Below are 17,323 nucleotides of genomic sequence, written 5' to 3' on the forward strand. Positions count from 1 at the left end.
TGGTTGCTTTATAGAAAAGGGTACCATGTATGGGTGTGTATATAAATGGGTTTTATGGAATTTAGAGTGAGGTTGTTTAGTGTGATGCCTCGTCGCTGTAGCTTAAAGGATGAGACCGAGCGGTATAAAACAGGAACGTACTACAGCAAATCGGTGAAGATCATTAAAAATCTATAGATTGATTTTCGTGGTCTTCCCAGGGGATCCAAGTAAAAAGCACAGGGGTCATTCCTACTCTTCATGGAGGAAGAGGGATCGTTCCTGTGCTTTGCTTTTATTCAGAACATGTATCTATCAGTTAACTTACTAACATTCAGAAATAGGGGGTTTTTCCTTAAGCTAAGGAGTATGTGCTAACTCTTGCATGCTTTATTCTTTGTAAATCCCGTGTATCCCATCCTGGCTTAGTGAATTTTCTTTGTTGCCGGAACCTGCCTTCTTGATCACATAATGATCGTGCAAGTTAATGAAATAGTGGCCTTTCGGTAGATCATCGTTTTCTTCAAAAGCAATCATGATAGGATTGTATACCTCTTGTACCGGCTCTTTCTTGGGATCCTTCATATATAAGTTGATGGAAAACCATAAATCATCAGGGTCAAACAGCTCTTCTTGATAGGCGGCTGTCAATTCTTCTTTTGAAGCGTCGGGATTTTTCATATATAGATCATAGACCGGCTTAATGGCTTCGTCATCAGATACTGACTGGACAAAATAATAGGGAGTCTCGTAGGCATTCCCTCCTGTATTTTGAATTGATTCGACAGTAGTACCGACTATCTCACCACTTTGGTCTATGATGTCCTTAATCTGGTCATCCAGTACTTTGAATTCATCTTCCTTTATATAGGCATACAATGCTGTTCTTAAGCCCTTTTCTACTTCATCGTCCAAGGTACCAATATTTTCTGTCCGGACTTTTTTTTTACTAAAATCAATAGGGACGATTGCTGTGGAATAAAAATGAAGTCGGCCTGTTGTTTCGAAGAATACTGTATATCCGTCTTGGTTACCTACCAAATTGTGAACCTCTATATCCGTATTATATTCTTTTTTTATATATTCTTTGGTTGCCTTTACTACTTCATCCTTGTATTGTTCTTCGGCTTTTTCAGCTTTTCCTCCATATGGAAGGAAATACCCGTCTCCCGTGTATGTTAGGACACTTTCATAAATATCGCTGGGCCGGCCCTTTACACCATCTTCATTTTCAGCCTGTGGTGAATTATTTGATAGAAGATTGAGGCATCCACCTAAAAATAGGGTGGGGGCAAGGCATAACAGCATGATCCATTTACGTATCATTGTGTTGAATTCCTCCAATTAATTTAGGATTATTAGGAGTGCATATCATTCTATGATAATCTCTTCCTGCTTGGAGCCAAGGCTTCTATTATCGATTGTTCCCTTTTCTTTTTGATTATCATTAAGGGTGATGATGTAATGTCCTTTCGGCAGTTGATTTCCGGTTTTAATCTTATCCATTATTAGACGGAAAGTCTTTTCGTCAGGTTCAGTATCTGGTTCTTTCATGAACAACTGAATGTGAATCTCGATATTCTCAGGATCGAAGTCCTCTGATTTAAATACCTCTAATAGTTCTGCTTTAGTGGAGGAAGGAGAATCTAAATATTTTTGATAAACGGGGATAAGTGCTTCCTCTGAATTTAAATAATTCGTGTAGTAATAAGGAGTCATGTATCCCTGTCTACCTATGTTTTGGATCAATTCCTTCCTGATTCCCACCACATCATTTTCTTCAGCTACCTCACCCAAAAGTCCATCCAACTCACTGAATTGTTCTTCATACATATAAGCGTATAGTGATGCCTTCATAGCGTTATCCAGAAGGTCATCATAATATTTCACTTTATCTCCCAGAACTCTCTTGTTAATTAGATCGATCGGTATCCTGACTTCTGAGAAGAAATGGATATGATCCTTTGTTTCAAAGTAAACGGTCACCCCGTCAATGTTAGTAAGAATATTGTGTACTTGGATGTCTAAGTGGAAATTTTTCTTCATATAATCCTTTGTTGCTTGAATGATTTCATCTCGTAATTCTTCTGTGATGTCTTCCGTTTCCTGTGCATCATACGCTTTGTAATCTTCCGCAGTGTACGTTAATACGTCCTCGTTTCGTTCTTTTCTTTCTTTCTCTATTTTCTTTTTATGATCTTCGATTTCCTTGGGTGTTGTAGTCGAGATTGGAATACAACCATTTAGAAGAAGAGGGATTAAAACAATTAGCAATGCATGTTTTTTGTATGTCTTCAACGGATAACCCTCCATTTGTTAAGGTGTTTATCTTTCATTACTGAAAACTATTCGAAATTAATTTTCATTTTTTTGGGAAAACAATAAGTGACATTTGATTGATAGGATAGTGTCTCTTACATTAGTGTTTAGATCCTCTTATCTTTTCTAGTAGTATAGTTGAACACTTTATATAATCATTTCATAACAAAAAATATCCATTAATATGAAAGTTAAAAAGGAAGCTCTTCAGGGGAAAGTGTAATTTTATCAAATCAGTTAAAAAAGAAAGGATATCATTAGAATAGATATCCCTTCTTCCGTTTCATTATAAATACATTTATTCAATTTAATTACATTAAGTAGTCGTAAGAAACCATATTCGAACTAACTGAATGTAATCCGTTCAATTTGTTCGCGAACGGTTTCTAGATCGGCTTTTACCTTTTGGGAAGTATCGTGAAGTGCAGTGATGGAATTGCCCTTATGTTCACTAAGTTGATAGATTATATCTTCGAAGAGCAATTCTAATTCTCCATGTAGGGAAGAAGATACTCCGTTTAAAATGTTGATCTCAGCTAGTTTAAATTGATCCAAAATTGCATTTTGAAGGAAGGGTTTAAATTCATTCACAATGTTAGGGAAACCAAAGAATACTCTAGTTAGTCCATCTCTAACTCCACCCAGTGTTCCAGTAATCTCCTCAAGCGGGGCGATTGCTGACTCAGCTATAGCATTCACTTTATTTGCAAGATTCGAGTATAGCCCCAAGAAATCCATAGGAATGGCGACTGAGTCTATCTTAGCTTTTGACTTAATTTGCAGGATTGTTGCTTCAAGGGACCCTTCTAGTGCTGAAACAATTCCTATTAGGGTTCCTACTACTGCTTGGATAATGTTATTTCCAAAAGCAGTGAGAATTGCGATGCTCTCATCGAGAATCAGATCACCTAATTTCATACCAACTAGCATATGGTCTGATTCCGTTAACGGTTCCCCAGAACTATTCAGCATCGAAGGAGCGACTGCAAGTAATGAGCCCTTATTTGTGATTGAGTCAGCCAAATTTTTATCACGCATGACCATCTCTGCCCTTACGAAATTTGTTTTAAAGTTAAACAGTTCGATATGCTTTGACACTTTCTGAATATTAAGGTTGACGATTTTGTAATGTGCGTTTAAATCATTTACAAACACATCTTCTACAACCTGTTTCCCACCGCTTAAAAGTGTGGGTATTAAGTGCTCGCTCAATTGCTTGAAACCTTGTAGTAGATCTACTATATTCTCTTTGAATTGAGAGAGCAACTCACGTGGGGGTTCAAATATATTAGCTACATTTAGGTCAATGTTGACAATATGCTCTACTAGCTCAAGCGGGGGAGAGTCCAGTACCTTATTTATGGACCTGACAAAGGATTCTGCTTTACCCAATAGGGCGATCCAAATGTCCAACTCCAATAGGATAGGAGCAGCTAAGGTACTCATGCCTTTGAACAAGGGATGACTGAAATGTGACTCAGTAATTTCTTCAATTTTATCTTGAAGTTCATTCAATCGGGCAGAGAACCTTTCTCCTTCTTGTTCTACTAGTAATTGGGACTTATTCATATAACTATCTATACTTGTATACTTACCGTGAACTGACAAATCATCCCCGATCAAAGCCTTTGAGAGTTTGTCAAGAGCCTCAGGGGTAATATCGATGCGCTCAGTATGCCCGCTGTATAACGGCTCTCCTGTCCAGATACTGGTGATTATATGGTCATCTGCTGACACATTAATATTTTCACCAGCGACTACGTGTGGTGCCATGTCCTTTTTGAAGCCTGTATGAGATGAACCAATATGTTCTAGATCTGCTCCAGCATATGGAACGCCAAAAGAAATATCTCTTCTTTCACCAGGGATTCGGTCTTCTAAACCTAAAGCGATAAGGCCTTTTGTTAATACATCGTTATCCCCAAAATAGTTTACTATATTGTCGTAATCCCTATTAGGATCCATTTTACCTTTAGGTAATAATGCTGGGTCCAGCGTGACACAACGTATATTATCATCAGGATGTTCTACGACTACTCCTGAGGCTAATGGGCCACCGAGTGAGTTACCTGCAACCGATGAAACTCCACCTTCATTTTCGAATAATTTTTTCATTTCTAAATAGTATTCGTCAGCTGCCTCTACCTGTCTTACATCAAGGTCGCTCAACAATTGGGCATCCGTTAAGAGGTCAAGTTTACCATATTTCGCATCTGCCTGAGTTCCCTGATAAATTATAGATATTTCTCCAGTCTTTTGGTTTAGGACGGTCATAGCATCTAAACCAGTAGGATGATCATAATTAGTGTTCACAACTCTAAATTTTTTCCCATTGACATCTAACTTAGAGTCCTCAGGAGGATTCTGATAAACATGATATCCAGAAAGTTCTACTAAGTCTGCATCAGTTGTTTCAATTTGTGTTGTAATTGTCATTATTAGATCACCCTATTTTTTTATTATTTCTCCGTTTGGAAACTTTTTGCTTATGGAATTTTTCTTTGCGCCTTCTGCAGCTTCCCTTATTACATAATTATCATGTAAATTAATTGCATATGCTCCAGAAGGAATACCATCATTATCTTCTATTGTCTTTACAATTGTTTTTAAAATTTCTTCCTCTGGAGATTTCTTTTGGTCTTTCATATAAAATTGAATGGAGAACAAGAAATCTTCCGGGATAAACAAATCTTGTTTATATTCATTTAAAAGTTCTTCCTTACTCGCATTAGGGTTTTTCATGTAATAGTCATATACAGGTTCGATTGCTTGATCATCATTATCGTTAGCTAAGAAGTAATAAGGAGTCATATAACCAATTCCGCCCACATTTTCAATTGCTTCTACTTTTCGTCCAACTATATTTTCATTTTTCTCTAAATCAGCTAGCACACTATCTAGTTTTTTAAATTTATCTTCAAAAATAAAAGCGTATAAGGCACCTCTAATTCCACGTTCCACAACCCCTTCTAAAGTCCATACTTGATCGGATAAGACTGTCTTGTTTTTTACATCAATCGGAACAATTGCTGTACCGTAGAAATGTAAGTTTCCGGTAGATTCATAAAAAACAGTGACCCCATCTTCGTTTCCCACCATATTATGAACTTCTATATCAGTGTTGTATTCTTTCTTCAAATAGTCTTTAGTTGCTTTTACAACTTCATCCTTTTGATCTTTTGCAATTTTCTCCGTTTCTTCTCCCCCTGGCAGGTCATAGCCTTCTCCTGTATATGTCAAAACACTCTCGTATACATCTTCAGACCGAGCATTCTCATCTTGCTTTGTATGACTATTTTTAACATCCGATTTTCCGCCATTTTCCACTCCAAAACAACCTCCTAATAATAATGAGATGCTTATACCACATACGAACAGTTTCCATTTATGTTTCATGTGTTAACAATCCTCCTAATGGGATGATGTACGTAAAAGAACTTCTTTATTGTAAAAGAAACTGTAAAGTATTAACAGGTGAATGTACCCATAAATTCAAAAACAGGAAATTCGTCACCTGGAAGGATTGTATCTATGTGAATCTTTTGTCATTCAGATTTGTGACGATTCCAAGGTGTTTGAGTCTTTTGTCACCTGAAATACCATTACCCTCCAGTTTATGGATTTAACCCTTTTGATGGAAAAATTAATTAGTATATTCTTAATTATGAAAGGCAGAGGGATTTGGAGGTTAGAATGGTTCATTTAATTTTCTACATCGTCTAGTGTATGAAAGGGGGAGAAGAGGAGGTACTACCTTCATTAAGCTTTAAGAAGGATGGGTGGCAGTGTTTAGGTTTGAGCCGTCAATGGTCACAACCATCATTATGTGGATATAACCCTAAAGGTGTAAAAATATTCTTATTCTATCAATCTTTCTTTATCGAAAAAACCAGCATGTCCCGTTCTTCAGTTGAAAAGTTAAGGGATCACTTGTTACATCTGAATATTCAGAAATCCTATTGCCAAACGGCAGACGTCCTTCTAAAATGAAAGAAATGAGACCGGGGAGGTCAGTGGGATGAATGTATCGCTGCAGACGAAGCTCTTGGTCTTGATCCTGACGTTGCTGTCATCGGTCATCCTTCTCCTGAGCGGCACGTTTGCTTATTTCGAATCCAAGGAAACGGAGAAGGAAGTCGGTCAGCTGGCCCTGCAGGTGGCGACGACGGTGTCCCTTATCCCTGGTATCCGGGAAGCGTTTCATACAGAGGATCCGGCGAAGATCATCCAGCCCATGACGATCCAGATGAAGGAGCAGGTGGGGGCGGAGTTCATCGTGGTAGGGAATAAGGACAGCATTCGCTATTCTCACACGCAGCAAGAGAAGATCGGTAAGCGGATGGTGGGAGGGGATAATGACCGGGCCCTCATCAATGGAGAGTATTATACGTCCAAAGCCGTCGGTTCCATGGGTCCTTCCCTGCGCGGAAAGGCGCCGATTTTTGATGATAACGGGAAGATCATCGGGCTCGTGTCCGTCGGCTTCCTCGAGGAAGATATTCACACGCTGTTCATTCACAAGCTCCGTACGTATGGGATCGTCTCGATTCTCGTATTGGTGGCAGGAGCCGTGGGGGCGGTACTTCTGGCTAAGAATATCCGCCGCGATACACACGGGCTGGAGCCGAAGGAAATTGCGGCTCTGTACCTGGAGCGGAATGCCATCCTCCTTTCCATAAAAGAAGGGATCATCGCTGTGGATGAGAAGGGGTTGATCACGATGATGAATAACTCTGCGAGGAAGCTCCTTGGTGTGAGTGGGCGGAAAACCCAGGTGCCGGTACAGGAAGTGATACCGAATACGGAAATGTATGATATCCAGCGGAACGATATTTATGAAAACGATCAGGAAATGCTCCTGAACGGAAAAGTCGTAATCGTCAACCGGACACCGATCATGGATAAGAACGGGATTGTCGGAGCGGTGGCGAGCTTCCGTGAGAAGACGGAAGTGACGGAAATGATCAATACCCTCTCAGAGGTCCGGCAGTATTCTGAAGATCTTCGTGCCCAGACCCACGAATTCACCAACAAGCTGTATGCCATCTCGGGCCTTCTGCAGCTGGAGGAATATGAGGAGGCCATCGATCTCATTCACTCAGAGGCCGACGTGCACGGTAGCCAGAACCGGATCGTGTTCGAACAGATCCATGATCGCAAGGTGCAGGCCAACCTGTTAGGGAAGATCGGGAAGGCATCTGAATATAAAGTGACGTTCAGCATCGATCCAACCAGCTTTTTGAGACCGTTACCAAAAAGGGTTGCCATGAGTGACCTGATCACGATACTGGGAAACATCATGGATAATGCCTTTGACGCCGTTGCTCACAAGGAGACGAGGGAAGTCACTTTCTTTACCACCGATATCGGGAAGGATATTGTGTTCGAAGTCGCCGATACCGGAGCCGGGATCCCTGACGATGTGGATGTATTCCAGCGTGGAATCTCGTCGAAACAGGGGAAGAACCGGGGAGTGGGATTGACGCTGGTGAAGAAGACGGTCACAAGGCTTGGCGGAACGATTGAGCTTCATGTACCGAAAAGCGGAGGGACGGTCTTTACCGTGTTCATTCCAAAAGAAGAGAAAAGGGGAGAAGAAGGATGATCAAAGTGATCATAGCGGAGGATGATTTCAGGGTGGCGTCCATCCATGAGCGATTCCTCCAGAAGATCGAAGGGGTCACCGTTGCCGGGAAGGCCCTGAACGGGGAGGAAACCCTCCGCCTGCTGGGAGAAGAGGAAGCGGATCTATTGCTTCTCGACATCTACATGCAGGATCAGCTCGGGACGGATCTCCTGCCGGCGATCCGCACCCGGTTCCCCCATGTCGATGTGATCATGATTACTGCGGCGAACGACCGGGAGCTTGTGGCGACGGCCCTCAGGAACGAGGTTCTTGATTACATCATCAAGCCCGTATCCTTGAAGCGGTTTACCTCCACCCTGCAGCAGTACCAGAAGAGAAGGGAGATGCTGAAGGAGAAGGAAGAGGTCAGCCAGGCCACCATCGACCGGTTGCTCGGTCTGCATCAAACGCCGCTGAATGGAAGCGGCATGCCCAAAGGGATCGATCCGCTTACCTTGAGCAAGGTGAAGGCGATCGTGGAGGATACGGGCAAAGGAATCTCAGCTGAGGAAATGGGCTCCAGGATGGGTGCATCCCGTGCAACGGCGAGGCGGTATCTGGAGTACATGGTCTCAACGGGGGAAGGAACGGCGGAGCTTGAATACGGAATCGTAGGCAGGCCGGAGCGAAAATATTTCATGGCCAAATAAGAAGGAAGCTCTTCCCGTGGAGAGCTTCCTTCTTATTGTTCTAGCTTTTCTTTTGAAGTTTCCGTACTTCCTCGCTGTGAAAAGGTGATCCGGTTACTTCATCCACAATGGAGAACGGGTTCCCGTCGGGATCGTTGAAATCGAAGGCTTTCATACCCCCGAAATCTTCAACCGCTGTGACCGTGACACCGTGCCTTCTAAAATCTTCATGAGTGGCTTCAATATTATCCGTGAGGAAATTGAAATACGCATTCTTCCTGTCGCCCCTGATTGTGAACTCGGTTTCCTGACGGGACTCCACCTTCACCAGGGCAAGCTGGGTGAGCCCGTCAGGCAGGCAATACCCGACCCCGTCTTCCCACTCGTCGATTTTCTTCACCCCGAGATGCTCCTCATACCACGCCATTGAACGCTCCAAATCCGTCACCGGAATAAAGATGGATCCTACTCGAAACATCCTGACACCTCCTTTAATTGGAAAAGATCTTTCTATCATCTATTCGCTATGAGACCGGAAATCCCTTCAACAAAGGTTTCAGGCTGAAAAACATTGAGTATGCTGAATTTTTCTGAAATAATAGAATTGGATAATTTATGAAAAGGGGATCGATCATGACAATGACATACACACCACCCAACCATATTGTTTCTGCGACCGTGACCGTGCTGAACGAAAAAGGGGAAATCCTTTTGATCAAGGGGCCGCGAAGGGGATGGGAGATGCCGGGTGGGCAGGTCGAAGAAGGAGAATCCCTGACGGACGCTGCCATCCGGGAGACGAAGGAAGAGTCGGGGATCGATATCGAAATCGTGAAATTTTGTGGAATCTATCAGAATGTGAAGCGCTCGATCTGCAACACCCTCTTCCTCGGTAAGGCCATCGGCGGTGAGCCGACGACATCCGCGGAGAGCCTGGAAGTGGGGTTCTTTCCGGTGGATGTGGCTCTGAGCATGGTGACCCACTCCAACTTCCGCCAACGGATTGAAGATTCGCTGGAGCACACCCGTCATCCCATCCACGTGGAGTTTAATCAATGAGGCTGGCCGTCCTTACCGTAGGGAAGACCCACAGCGGCAAAACCACCTTTGCCCGGACGCTGGAAAGGGAGCTGCCTGATTTTATCGTCCTCGATCAGGATCTTCAGGCAGAGTTCATCAACACCCACTACCGGAAGCTTGTCCCCGAGAAGGGCCCAAATACATTCAAAATGGCCCTTTCACAGACCATTTTGAACCATGCGGTCGAGCATACAGGACATCATATCATCCTGAGCAACTCCAATCTGGACCGGGATGGGAGGCGTGGCCTGCTCTCAAGATTTGGACAGAAAGGCTTCAAGACGATCCTGGTCGACTTTCAAATCCCCGATTCCGTCCTTTTCAAGCGGATCGGTGAATCGGGCCGCAGCACGACGATCTTCAGGACGACCACCACTTCATATGAAGAAGTGTTGCAGAGACAGAACGGCTATCACGGAAATGGCCCCTCTGAAGGAGAAGCTGATCATCTCCTTACCATCAGGAGTGAAGAGGAGGTGATCATCGTAATCGATGCGATAAAAAAGATAAAAAGTATAGAAGAATAGAAGGAATGGGAAGTATCTCTGTAGAATTAAGAACATACGTTCTAAATCAAGGAGGTACACATGCAGAAAATCAAAGATCAATTAACTCATTCATATAATGCTGCTGCCATCTCCAGGGATCGCGAGCTCAAGGAGGATTGGAAGGCGGAAGTGCGCAGCCACTTCCTGTCGCTCCTGATCAAGGAAAACAAGACCAGACTCCTTGAGATTGGAGCCGGGTCAGGGCAGGATAGCGTAGTTTTCAAAGAAGCAGGTCTGAACACGTTCAGCACCGATCTGTCACCGGAAGCAATCCGGCTGTGCAAAGAGAAAGGGCTTAAGGCAGAGGTCATGAGCTATGATTCGTTAACGTTCCCCGATGGAGCGTTCGATGTCGTATGGGCGATGAACTGCCTGCTACACTGCCCGAAGGATGAACTTCCCGGCGTACTTGAAGGGATCAAAAGGGTACTGAAGCCAGGCGGGGTCTTTTTCATGGGTGTCTATGGAGGCAAGGATTCAGAGGGGATATGGGAAGGGGATTTCTATGAGCCTAAACGATTCTTTGCCCTCTACACGAATGAACGATTGAGAGAGGTCCTTGAACGGCATTTTAAGATCGAATCGTTTCGGTGCCTGGCAAAAGAAGAGCTGGGCAGGGATCTCGATTTTCAAGGAATCATCCTTCGGAGATCACGGTAATCATGGACATCTACGTAAAGGAACAAAAAGGGTACGCCCCCCAGATCGGGCATCTGGTATCCCAGATGGACTATGCACGGAAGACGACGCTTGATTCCATCGAAGGGTGCACACAGGAAGAACTGGATGGCCTTCTTTCGTCAGATGGTAACACCATCGGGGCATTGCTCCTTCATATGGCCGCCATAGAGAGAGGGTTCCAGATTGAATTCTTCGACGGACGGAATCCGAATGAAGAAGAAATGGAGGAATGGGGAGCTGCCTACGGGCTGGGAGCCCGTGGCCGCAAGGAAATCGTTGGACACCCTCTTTCCTTTTATATTGCAACATTGCGTCGTGTCCGGCAGAAGACCCTCACAGTCCTTGCCGATAAACCGGATGAGTGGCTCTATGAGGAGTGCCATTGGGACGGGCACCCTTCGAATCACTCCTTCATCTGGTTCCATGTAATGGAGGATGAAATCAACCATAGAGGGCAGATCCGGCTCATGCGGAAAGCCCTGCAACTAGAAAGGAAGAGAGAGGCATGAACAGATTGAAACAAGGAGATAAGATCGGGATTTTTTCTCCATCCTCGCCTGCTTCGGCGCATTCAAAGATGAGGTTTGAGCGGGCAAAGGCCTTTTTGGAAGAGAAGGGCTTTACCATAGTGGAAGGTGCCTTGACGGGTAAGCAGGATCATTATCGATCAGGGACCCAGAAGGAGCGGGCAGATGAACTGAATGAGTTGTTTCGACGCACTGACCTTGCCATGATTATGTCGGTGATCGGGGGGACGAATTCCAACAGTATGCTCCCCTATATCGATTATGAGGCGTTCAAGGAGAACCCGAAGCTTCTGGTGGGCTACTCGGATGCGACGGCGATCCTGTTGGGCATCTATGCGAAAACAGGAATCACCACCTATTACGGACCATCCCTTGTGCCATCCTTTGGAGAGTTTCCTCCCTTGGTCGATGATACCTATCGTTTTTTTGAAGACTATTTCATGAACGACACGGTCGTACCGTATGAAGTCCCGATGCCGCCTTTCTGGTCGGATGAACCCGTGAACTGGGCGGAGAAGACGACGGAAAAGACGCTCTACCGGAATGAATGGGTGGCAGGAAAACCTGGTAGCGCAGAAGGAAGGCTTATGGGCGGCAATGTCAGCACCATGTATGGCTTTATCGGCTCAGAGTATTTCCCCGAAGTGAAAAAAGGGGACATTCTCCTGATTGAGGACTGCGGCAAGCATGCCTCTGTCGCCGAGAAGAATTTTGCCATGCTGAAGGTTCATGGACTGTTTGATCGGGCGGCGGGAATCATTCTTGGGAAGCATGAACAGTTCGATGATGGGGGGACGGGAAAGAAGCCACTTGATCTCCTCTTGGAGCAGCTCGATGGAAGAGAACTGCCGGTCCTTGCGGAGTTCGATACGTGTCATACGCACCCGATGCATCCTCTGGCAATCGGAAAACGTATAAAGCTTGACGCGGGAGAAAAGACGGTGACGTGCGTAGAGGAGTGGATATAAGAAGAAAAGGCACCCGGTGGGCGCCTTTATCACTTTAATTCTTTTTTCATCAGTTTATGGGGGATGTCTGCTTCATAGAAGATCTCTGGCTCGGATACATATCCAAGCTTATGATAGAACCCTTCGGCATGGGTTTGACCATGCAGCTTTACGCGGCTCAGGCCATGCTCAGATGCGATGTCTTCGAGCTCCTGGATGATATGGCGCCCGACGCCGCCTTTCCTGAAGGGCTTACGGATGCAGATGCGCTCGAGTTTCCCGGTTCCTTCCACTGTGCGGATGCGACCCGTACCAACCGCCTTCCCGTCCTGATAGATAAGGATGTGGGTGCAATCGGCTTCAAGGTTGTCGAAAGCATCGTATTCTTCATCATCAGGTGTACCCTGTTCATCGATGAAGACTTCTTTGCGGATGGCGAATGCTTCTTTCAATTCGTCTTCTGTTACGATTCTCTTGATGTTCACTGGCTTCAGTCCTTTCAGAGCTAATGATTAAGAGTATAGCGGAATAGCGTAGGCTTGTATACTCAGAAAGGATTCGTCGCCCACTGAAGGGATTGCTTGATGAAGATGCGGCGGTCCAGCTTGAGAAGCGATACCATGTGCTCGGCCAGATCTTCGGGCTGCATGTACTTACTCGTGTCGGTTTCTTCGAGCTTATCACCAAACGTAAGGTCTGTGGCTACTAAACTCGGATTCAAGGTCATGACGCGGATATTATGCGGCCGCACTTCCTGCATGAGAGATTCAGAGAATCCCTGAAGGGCGAACTTCGAACCGCAGTAAGCAGAGCTTTTCGCTGTTCCTTTCAGTCCGCTGCTGGATGAGATCATGATGATGTCCCCGCCGTTTTTCTCGATAAGCTGAGGAAGGACGGTGCGGGTCACGTGGTAGGTGCCGAATACATTGACCTCGAAGGCACGCTTCCACTCCGCCGGTTCGAGTTCAAGGAACTTTCCGTATACACCGATTCCCGCATTGTTGATCAGGATGTCCGCATCACCGAGTTCGGATTGAAGCGAAGAAACAGCTGCTTCGACGCTCGAGAGGTCTGCGATATCAACAGATGCCGTAACGGCCTTTACCCCATAGGTTCTGGCTTCTTCGGCCGTTTCCTCCAGGGCGGACTCCGTTCGTGCCATGAGGCCGAGATGGACGCCGGCTTTAGCAAGCTCAAGTGCGGTTGCTTTACCGATGCCGCGGCCGGCACCGGTAATATACGCGATCTTTCCTTCGATAGATTGTGCCATGCATGATTCCCCTTTCAATAGGTTCTTATGGACAGTGTACGGGGTCCGGGAGGGGCTTGCAAGGAATCACCATTGAAATGGAAGCGTAGGAGACAGACTCAGGGAATCTCCACACCAAGGTATGACGTTCTCTGTTTCGATACGCAGCATGTTGAAGATTAAAAAGGAGGAGTGGTTGAATGGCGTATTCGAGTGTGACCATTCAAATGAGGATAAAGGATTTTTCGGAAGGTCTTGCATGGTATGAAATACTGTTCAATCGTAAACCGGACTTCGTTCCTCATGAAGGATTTGCCGAATGGGAATTGGTCCCGGGTTCCTGGTTCCAGCTGGCAGAAGGAGAGCCTGGAGGAGGTCCGATGCGAATGGGGGTGAGGTCTATTGAGAAGGAGCGCGGGCGGCTGATGACTGAACTTGATCTGGAGATTGAACCGATACAGCGAAGAGACGGTGTGCCGGCATCTTGGTGTACATTTGAAGATCCTGAAGGAAACAAGATCGGCCTGTTTGAGGATCATCAGGATCAGCACCCGGTCATTCAAGTTGTAGAGGACTATTTTGTGGAGTGGTCAAAAGGATATGTATCGAAAAGAAGTGAAGGAATCCGGGCATTTTTCTCCAAATCATTTACAGGATACTGGGCGAAGGCGGGTCTTGAAAGCATCGAACCCTATGGGCATGATTACGGTCTGGATGACGTATTGCGTCAGATTGATCGAGGAGAGAAACAGTTTCACCTCACCTCCTTGGTGGAAAGGGGCGGGGGTGAGGTCCTGCTGACCGGGCGTGAGACGAATATGATCCAGGGGAAAGCCTACTCGGCACAGTGCCTGCTGGTTTGGCGGCTGGAGGATGACGGGTGGAGGCTATTAAGGGAGCATATTGAGCTGGAAAGGTGATTGCAGGAATTGAGGACCGGTATGACGGTGCAGTCAAAAAGGTATTGATGCATTTCGATAAAAAGAAAGCAAATCTTCAAGCGGCTCCAACAATAAAATCAGGAAGAGTGAATAAAACCATGCAACTAACACTGAAAAACAACTGTGAAGTCACATTCAGAAAGTTCAAGGAAGAAGATTTTCCGGCAATCCACAGCCTCAATGAAAAGGAAGAGTGGAATAATCTTGTGAGTAAGAGGGAGCTGACCAAGGAGGCCTGGCTCGATTCCGGGATCGCCTATGTGGCTGAATCGGAGGGGGAGATCATCGGGTATATCCGCGGGCTGACGGATCAACACATCACCCTTTTCATCTGTGAACTATTGATTGACCAGAATTTCAGGGGATGCGGAATCGGAGCGAGACTCCTGGACTATGTTCACACCCTCTACCCGAGCACCCGGGTGGAGATGCTGGCCAGTTCCACGTCAAAGACCTTTTACGAGCAACAATCCTATCGCCCATTCTACGGTTTCCGCAAAACGTTTGAAGAAAGACATTGAATATCATGAAATTTTATGTGGCGTCGAGCTTTAAAAACATTCCCATGGTGAGGGCCGTGACCGAGTCTCTTCGTGCAGCGGGACACCGACTGACGTATGATTGGACGCAAAATGAGCGGGCGAGCACGGCGAAAGACCTTGAACGTATCGGTCAAGACGAGAAAAGGGCGATCTTAGAGGCGGATGTGGTGATCGTCTTGCTTCCTGGAGGCAAAGGCACTCATGTCGAGCTTGGCCTCGCACTTGCGTGGGAAAAAAGCATATACCTTTATTCGAAAGTACCATTGTCTTTGAATGATAGCACCACGTTTTATCATCTGCCGGAGATCCGGCACATCACAGGAGAATTGGACGAGTTTCTACTATTGATAAACAACCATAACACATATCAGGAGGCATCATATGAGCAGCATTGAATGGATCATCTTTAACATCGAGGAAGTAAGAAGAAGGAGCACCAACGTGTGGAGGAGCATTCCAGAGGATAAGCTACATTGGAGACCGGATGCGGAAGCGATGAGCATGCTTGAAATGATCAGGCATGTACTGGAAAGCGAGCATTACTACCACCTGGCTATTCAGAACAAAGGAAGCCTTGATACATTTGACTCCCCGTTTGAAAGCCGGCCGTACACCAACGTAGAGGATGAGCTTGCCTTTGCTGCCGGGTACCACGAGGCATTTCTTGAGACCATCCGTTCTTATACGGAAAAGGATCTAAAGGAAATCAGCATCGATCGAAGTGAATCAGGATACGTCCGGGAATTGGGTGATATGCTCCTGCGTATTCCTTACCATGAGGCGGTACATACTGGTCAACTCCTCGACTATCTGCGCTCGGCCGGGGTCGATCGTGTGAGGGTATGGGATTGAGCAGTCAGGCGCTCCTCATCATAGATGTCCAACAAGCCATGTTCCAGAAAGGGGAAGAAGTGCACAATGCGGAAGCATTATTGCAGACTATCACTTCCCTCAAAGCAAACGCAGAGGCACTGGAAATCCCCGTTTTTCTGATCCAGCATGAGGCAGCTGAAGGGAAACCACTGGAACGCGGGACAACGAGTTGGGAGATCCATCCACGGGTGGAGGGAGGAACGGTCATCCATAAAACGACCCCTGATTCCTTTCACCAGACAAATCTGCATGAGCAGCTTCAGTCAAAGGGAGTGGAGGAACTCTTCCTTACCGGTATCCAATCAGAAGTGTGTGTAGATACGACATGCCGGCGTGCATTCAGCATGGGGTACGAAGTGACGCTCGTCTCCGATGCCCACAGCACGTGGGATTCAGGAGTGTTGAAAGCGGAAGACATCATCCGTCATCACAATGCAGTCCTTCGATGGTTTGCCAACGTAACACGATCAAAGGAAATAATCGAAAAATGGGAGGGTGAAAGAAGCTGAATGGGGCTTCTTTTTTTTTTTTTAATTGGATGTTAATTGTTTTATTTTCCAAAAACATCTTGTTTTGTCAGGTCTCTTCTTTTATACTGTGCATATACATATACACAGTATAACACTTGAACATGGAGGTATTCGGATATGAATATGATGAAAGAAAGTATTTGGCTGGCACGCTTCGATTTCAAATATGTTTTGAAACATATTCCGATTGTGTTGTTAATGGCTGCACTGTATGCATACTTTTTCGCTGAGCTTATGGAGGGCTATTTGGTAAAGGCCAAACCTGCGTTTGACTTGTTCTTTTTCCTTTATATTTTTTTCATGCCCGCTTGGTCACGTACGAAAGATAGTCTCGCACAAAAGATTAATGGGGATCTCTACGCAGCGCCTGTTTTTTTACTATTAAATCAGCTGCCCATCAAGAAAACAGTGATTATCACCAGCAGGTTGCTCTGTCTCTATATCCCCATCACCATAGGTACGGCAGCAGTCATGGTCATGACCTATTACTGGTCAGAAGATTTAAAAGGAGTATTAACATTTGGAGAAATGCTTGTCCTTACTTCGTTCTGGACCGGTATAGCCCTTTCTTTCTGCAGTGCATCCGTCACCATGGAAATGGGAGAGCGCATCTCGAAGAAGAGGATTATCACCTCGTTTATATGGCTCTTGGCAGGAGCAGCGGCTTTGTTCTACTTGATGAAATATGTGCTTCAAACGGGAATCTTGAAATGGTCGATTTACTTTAGCGCGGATTATCCGGTCCTGATGATCCTTATGGCCATTCTGATTCCAACCCTAAGCACATGGTGGGCATACCGTCATGCGCTGAAACAAATGAACAAAATGGATTATATGTAAGCAGGGGGAAAA

General features: G+C 45.4%; 20 protein-coding genes. 13 read left to right on the forward strand and 7 right to left on the reverse strand.

All coding sequences use genetic code 11. From position 1 onward, the window contains the following. Positions 1 to 369: 369 nt before the first annotated feature. From K6T23_RS06155 to K6T23_RS06170, 4 genes are all read right to left on the reverse strand, one after another. Positions 370 to 1,305 carry a DUF1672 family protein gene (locus K6T23_RS06155; RefSeq protein ID WP_238283928.1) on the reverse strand — a complete coding sequence of 312 codons (936 nt, stop codon included), beginning with the start codon at positions 1,303 to 1,305 and terminating at the stop codon, positions 370 to 372. Between the two features lie 45 nt (positions 1,306 to 1,350). Next, positions 1,351 to 2,277: a DUF1672 family protein gene (locus tag K6T23_RS06160; RefSeq protein WP_238283929.1), complete on the reverse strand. Its 927-nt coding sequence runs from the start codon at positions 2,275 to 2,277 to the stop codon at positions 1,351 to 1,353. A gap of 366 nt (positions 2,278 to 2,643) precedes the next feature. Further along, the gene (locus tag K6T23_RS06165; protein ID WP_238283930.1) at positions 2,644 to 4,734 is read right to left on the reverse strand and encodes an SA1320 family protein; all 2,091 of its coding nucleotides are present in this window, start codon (positions 4,732 to 4,734) and stop codon (positions 2,644 to 2,646) included. A 12-nt stretch (positions 4,735 to 4,746) separates the two neighbouring features. Continuing rightward, the gene (locus tag K6T23_RS06170; RefSeq protein WP_238283931.1) at positions 4,747 to 5,694 is read right to left on the reverse strand and encodes a DUF1672 family protein; all 948 of its coding nucleotides are present in this window, start codon (positions 5,692 to 5,694) and stop codon (positions 4,747 to 4,749) included. Between the two features lie 622 nt (positions 5,695 to 6,316). Between K6T23_RS06170 and K6T23_RS06175 the strand changes: the two genes are divergently transcribed. Then, a complete protein-coding gene (locus K6T23_RS06175) occupies positions 6,317 to 7,903 on the forward strand; it encodes an ATP-binding protein (protein ID WP_238283932.1) in 1,587 nt (528 codons plus the stop codon). Continuing rightward, positions 7,900 to 8,574: a response regulator gene (locus K6T23_RS06180; RefSeq protein WP_238283933.1), complete on the forward strand. Its 675-nt coding sequence runs from the start codon at positions 7,900 to 7,902 to the stop codon at positions 8,572 to 8,574. The genes K6T23_RS06175 and K6T23_RS06180 overlap by 4 nt, the downstream gene beginning before the upstream one ends. A gap of 40 nt (positions 8,575 to 8,614) precedes the next feature. Here K6T23_RS06180 and K6T23_RS06185 read toward each other — a convergent pair whose 3' ends face one another. After that, positions 8,615 to 9,031 carry a VOC family protein gene (locus K6T23_RS06185; protein WP_238283934.1) on the reverse strand — a complete coding sequence of 139 codons (417 nt, stop codon included), beginning with the start codon at positions 9,029 to 9,031 and terminating at the stop codon, positions 8,615 to 8,617. 155 nt (positions 9,032 to 9,186) lie between these two features. On the opposite strand from K6T23_RS06185, the gene K6T23_RS06190 reads away from it, so the two are divergent. The 5 genes from K6T23_RS06190 to K6T23_RS06210 are packed head-to-tail and all read left to right on the forward strand — an operon-like array spanning position 9,187 to position 12,357. Then, positions 9,187 to 9,612 carry an NUDIX hydrolase gene (locus K6T23_RS06190; protein ID WP_238283935.1) on the forward strand — a complete coding sequence of 142 codons (426 nt, stop codon included), beginning with the start codon at positions 9,187 to 9,189 and terminating at the stop codon, positions 9,610 to 9,612. Beyond that, positions 9,609 to 10,160, forward strand: a complete 552-nt coding sequence (locus tag K6T23_RS06195) for an ATP-binding protein (protein ID WP_238283936.1) — start codon at positions 9,609 to 9,611, stop codon at positions 10,158 to 10,160. Before K6T23_RS06190 ends, K6T23_RS06195 begins: the two co-directional genes overlap by 4 nt. Before the next feature lie 60 nt (positions 10,161 to 10,220). Further along, the gene (locus K6T23_RS06200; RefSeq protein WP_238283937.1) at positions 10,221 to 10,841 is read left to right on the forward strand and encodes a class I SAM-dependent methyltransferase; all 621 of its coding nucleotides are present in this window, start codon (positions 10,221 to 10,223) and stop codon (positions 10,839 to 10,841) included. Positions 10,842 to 10,843: 2 nt separating this feature from the next. Continuing rightward, on the forward strand, positions 10,844 to 11,371 hold the full coding sequence (locus K6T23_RS06205; RefSeq protein ID WP_238283938.1) for a DinB family protein: 528 nt from the start codon (positions 10,844 to 10,846) through the stop codon (positions 11,369 to 11,371). Next, positions 11,368 to 12,357 carry a S66 family peptidase gene (locus tag K6T23_RS06210; RefSeq protein WP_238283939.1) on the forward strand — a complete coding sequence of 330 codons (990 nt, stop codon included), beginning with the start codon at positions 11,368 to 11,370 and terminating at the stop codon, positions 12,355 to 12,357. Before K6T23_RS06205 ends, K6T23_RS06210 begins: the two co-directional genes overlap by 4 nt. A gap of 29 nt (positions 12,358 to 12,386) precedes the next feature. On the opposite strand, the gene K6T23_RS06215 is transcribed toward K6T23_RS06210, so the two are convergent. Further along, positions 12,387 to 12,821: a GNAT family N-acetyltransferase gene (locus tag K6T23_RS06215; RefSeq protein WP_238283940.1), complete on the reverse strand. Its 435-nt coding sequence runs from the start codon at positions 12,819 to 12,821 to the stop codon at positions 12,387 to 12,389. A 62-nt stretch (positions 12,822 to 12,883) separates the two neighbouring features. Then, complete coding sequence (locus K6T23_RS06220; protein ID WP_148985203.1) at positions 12,884 to 13,606, reverse strand: 3-ketoacyl-ACP reductase; 723 nt, start codon at positions 13,604 to 13,606, stop codon at positions 12,884 to 12,886. 179 nt (positions 13,607 to 13,785) lie between these two features. Here K6T23_RS06220 and K6T23_RS22270 point away from each other — a divergent pair, with 179 nt between their 5' ends. The 6 genes from K6T23_RS22270 (at position 13,786) to K6T23_RS06250 (ending at position 17,311) form a co-directional block, all read left to right on the forward strand. Continuing rightward, the gene (locus tag K6T23_RS22270) at positions 13,786 to 14,505 is read left to right on the forward strand and encodes a nuclear transport factor 2 family protein (RefSeq protein WP_337946933.1); all 720 of its coding nucleotides are present in this window, start codon (positions 13,786 to 13,788) and stop codon (positions 14,503 to 14,505) included. Next, positions 14,502 to 15,047, forward strand: a complete 546-nt coding sequence (locus K6T23_RS06230) for a GNAT family N-acetyltransferase (RefSeq protein ID WP_337946934.1) — start codon at positions 14,502 to 14,504, stop codon at positions 15,045 to 15,047. Before K6T23_RS22270 ends, K6T23_RS06230 begins: the two co-directional genes overlap by 4 nt. Before the next feature lie 5 nt (positions 15,048 to 15,052). Further along, positions 15,053 to 15,463 carry a nucleoside 2-deoxyribosyltransferase gene (locus K6T23_RS06235; protein ID WP_238283941.1) on the forward strand — a complete coding sequence of 137 codons (411 nt, stop codon included), beginning with the start codon at positions 15,053 to 15,055 and terminating at the stop codon, positions 15,461 to 15,463. Then, a complete protein-coding gene (locus K6T23_RS06240; RefSeq protein WP_238283942.1) occupies positions 15,450 to 15,920 on the forward strand; it encodes a DinB family protein in 471 nt (156 codons plus the stop codon). Before K6T23_RS06235 ends, K6T23_RS06240 begins: the two co-directional genes overlap by 14 nt. Further along, positions 15,911 to 16,450, forward strand: coding sequence for a cysteine hydrolase family protein (locus tag K6T23_RS06245; protein ID WP_238283943.1), 540 nt, complete (start codon positions 15,911 to 15,913; stop codon positions 16,448 to 16,450). The genes K6T23_RS06240 and K6T23_RS06245 overlap by 10 nt, the downstream gene beginning before the upstream one ends. Before the next feature lie 138 nt (positions 16,451 to 16,588). Continuing rightward, on the forward strand, positions 16,589 to 17,311 hold the full coding sequence (locus K6T23_RS06250; protein ID WP_238283944.1) for a hypothetical protein: 723 nt from the start codon (positions 16,589 to 16,591) through the stop codon (positions 17,309 to 17,311). Positions 17,312 to 17,323: the final 12 nt, after the last annotated feature.

The organism is Rossellomorea marisflavi, assembly GCF_022170785.1.
GTDB lineage: Bacteria > Bacillota > Bacilli > Bacillales > Bacillaceae_B > Rossellomorea > Rossellomorea marisflavi_B.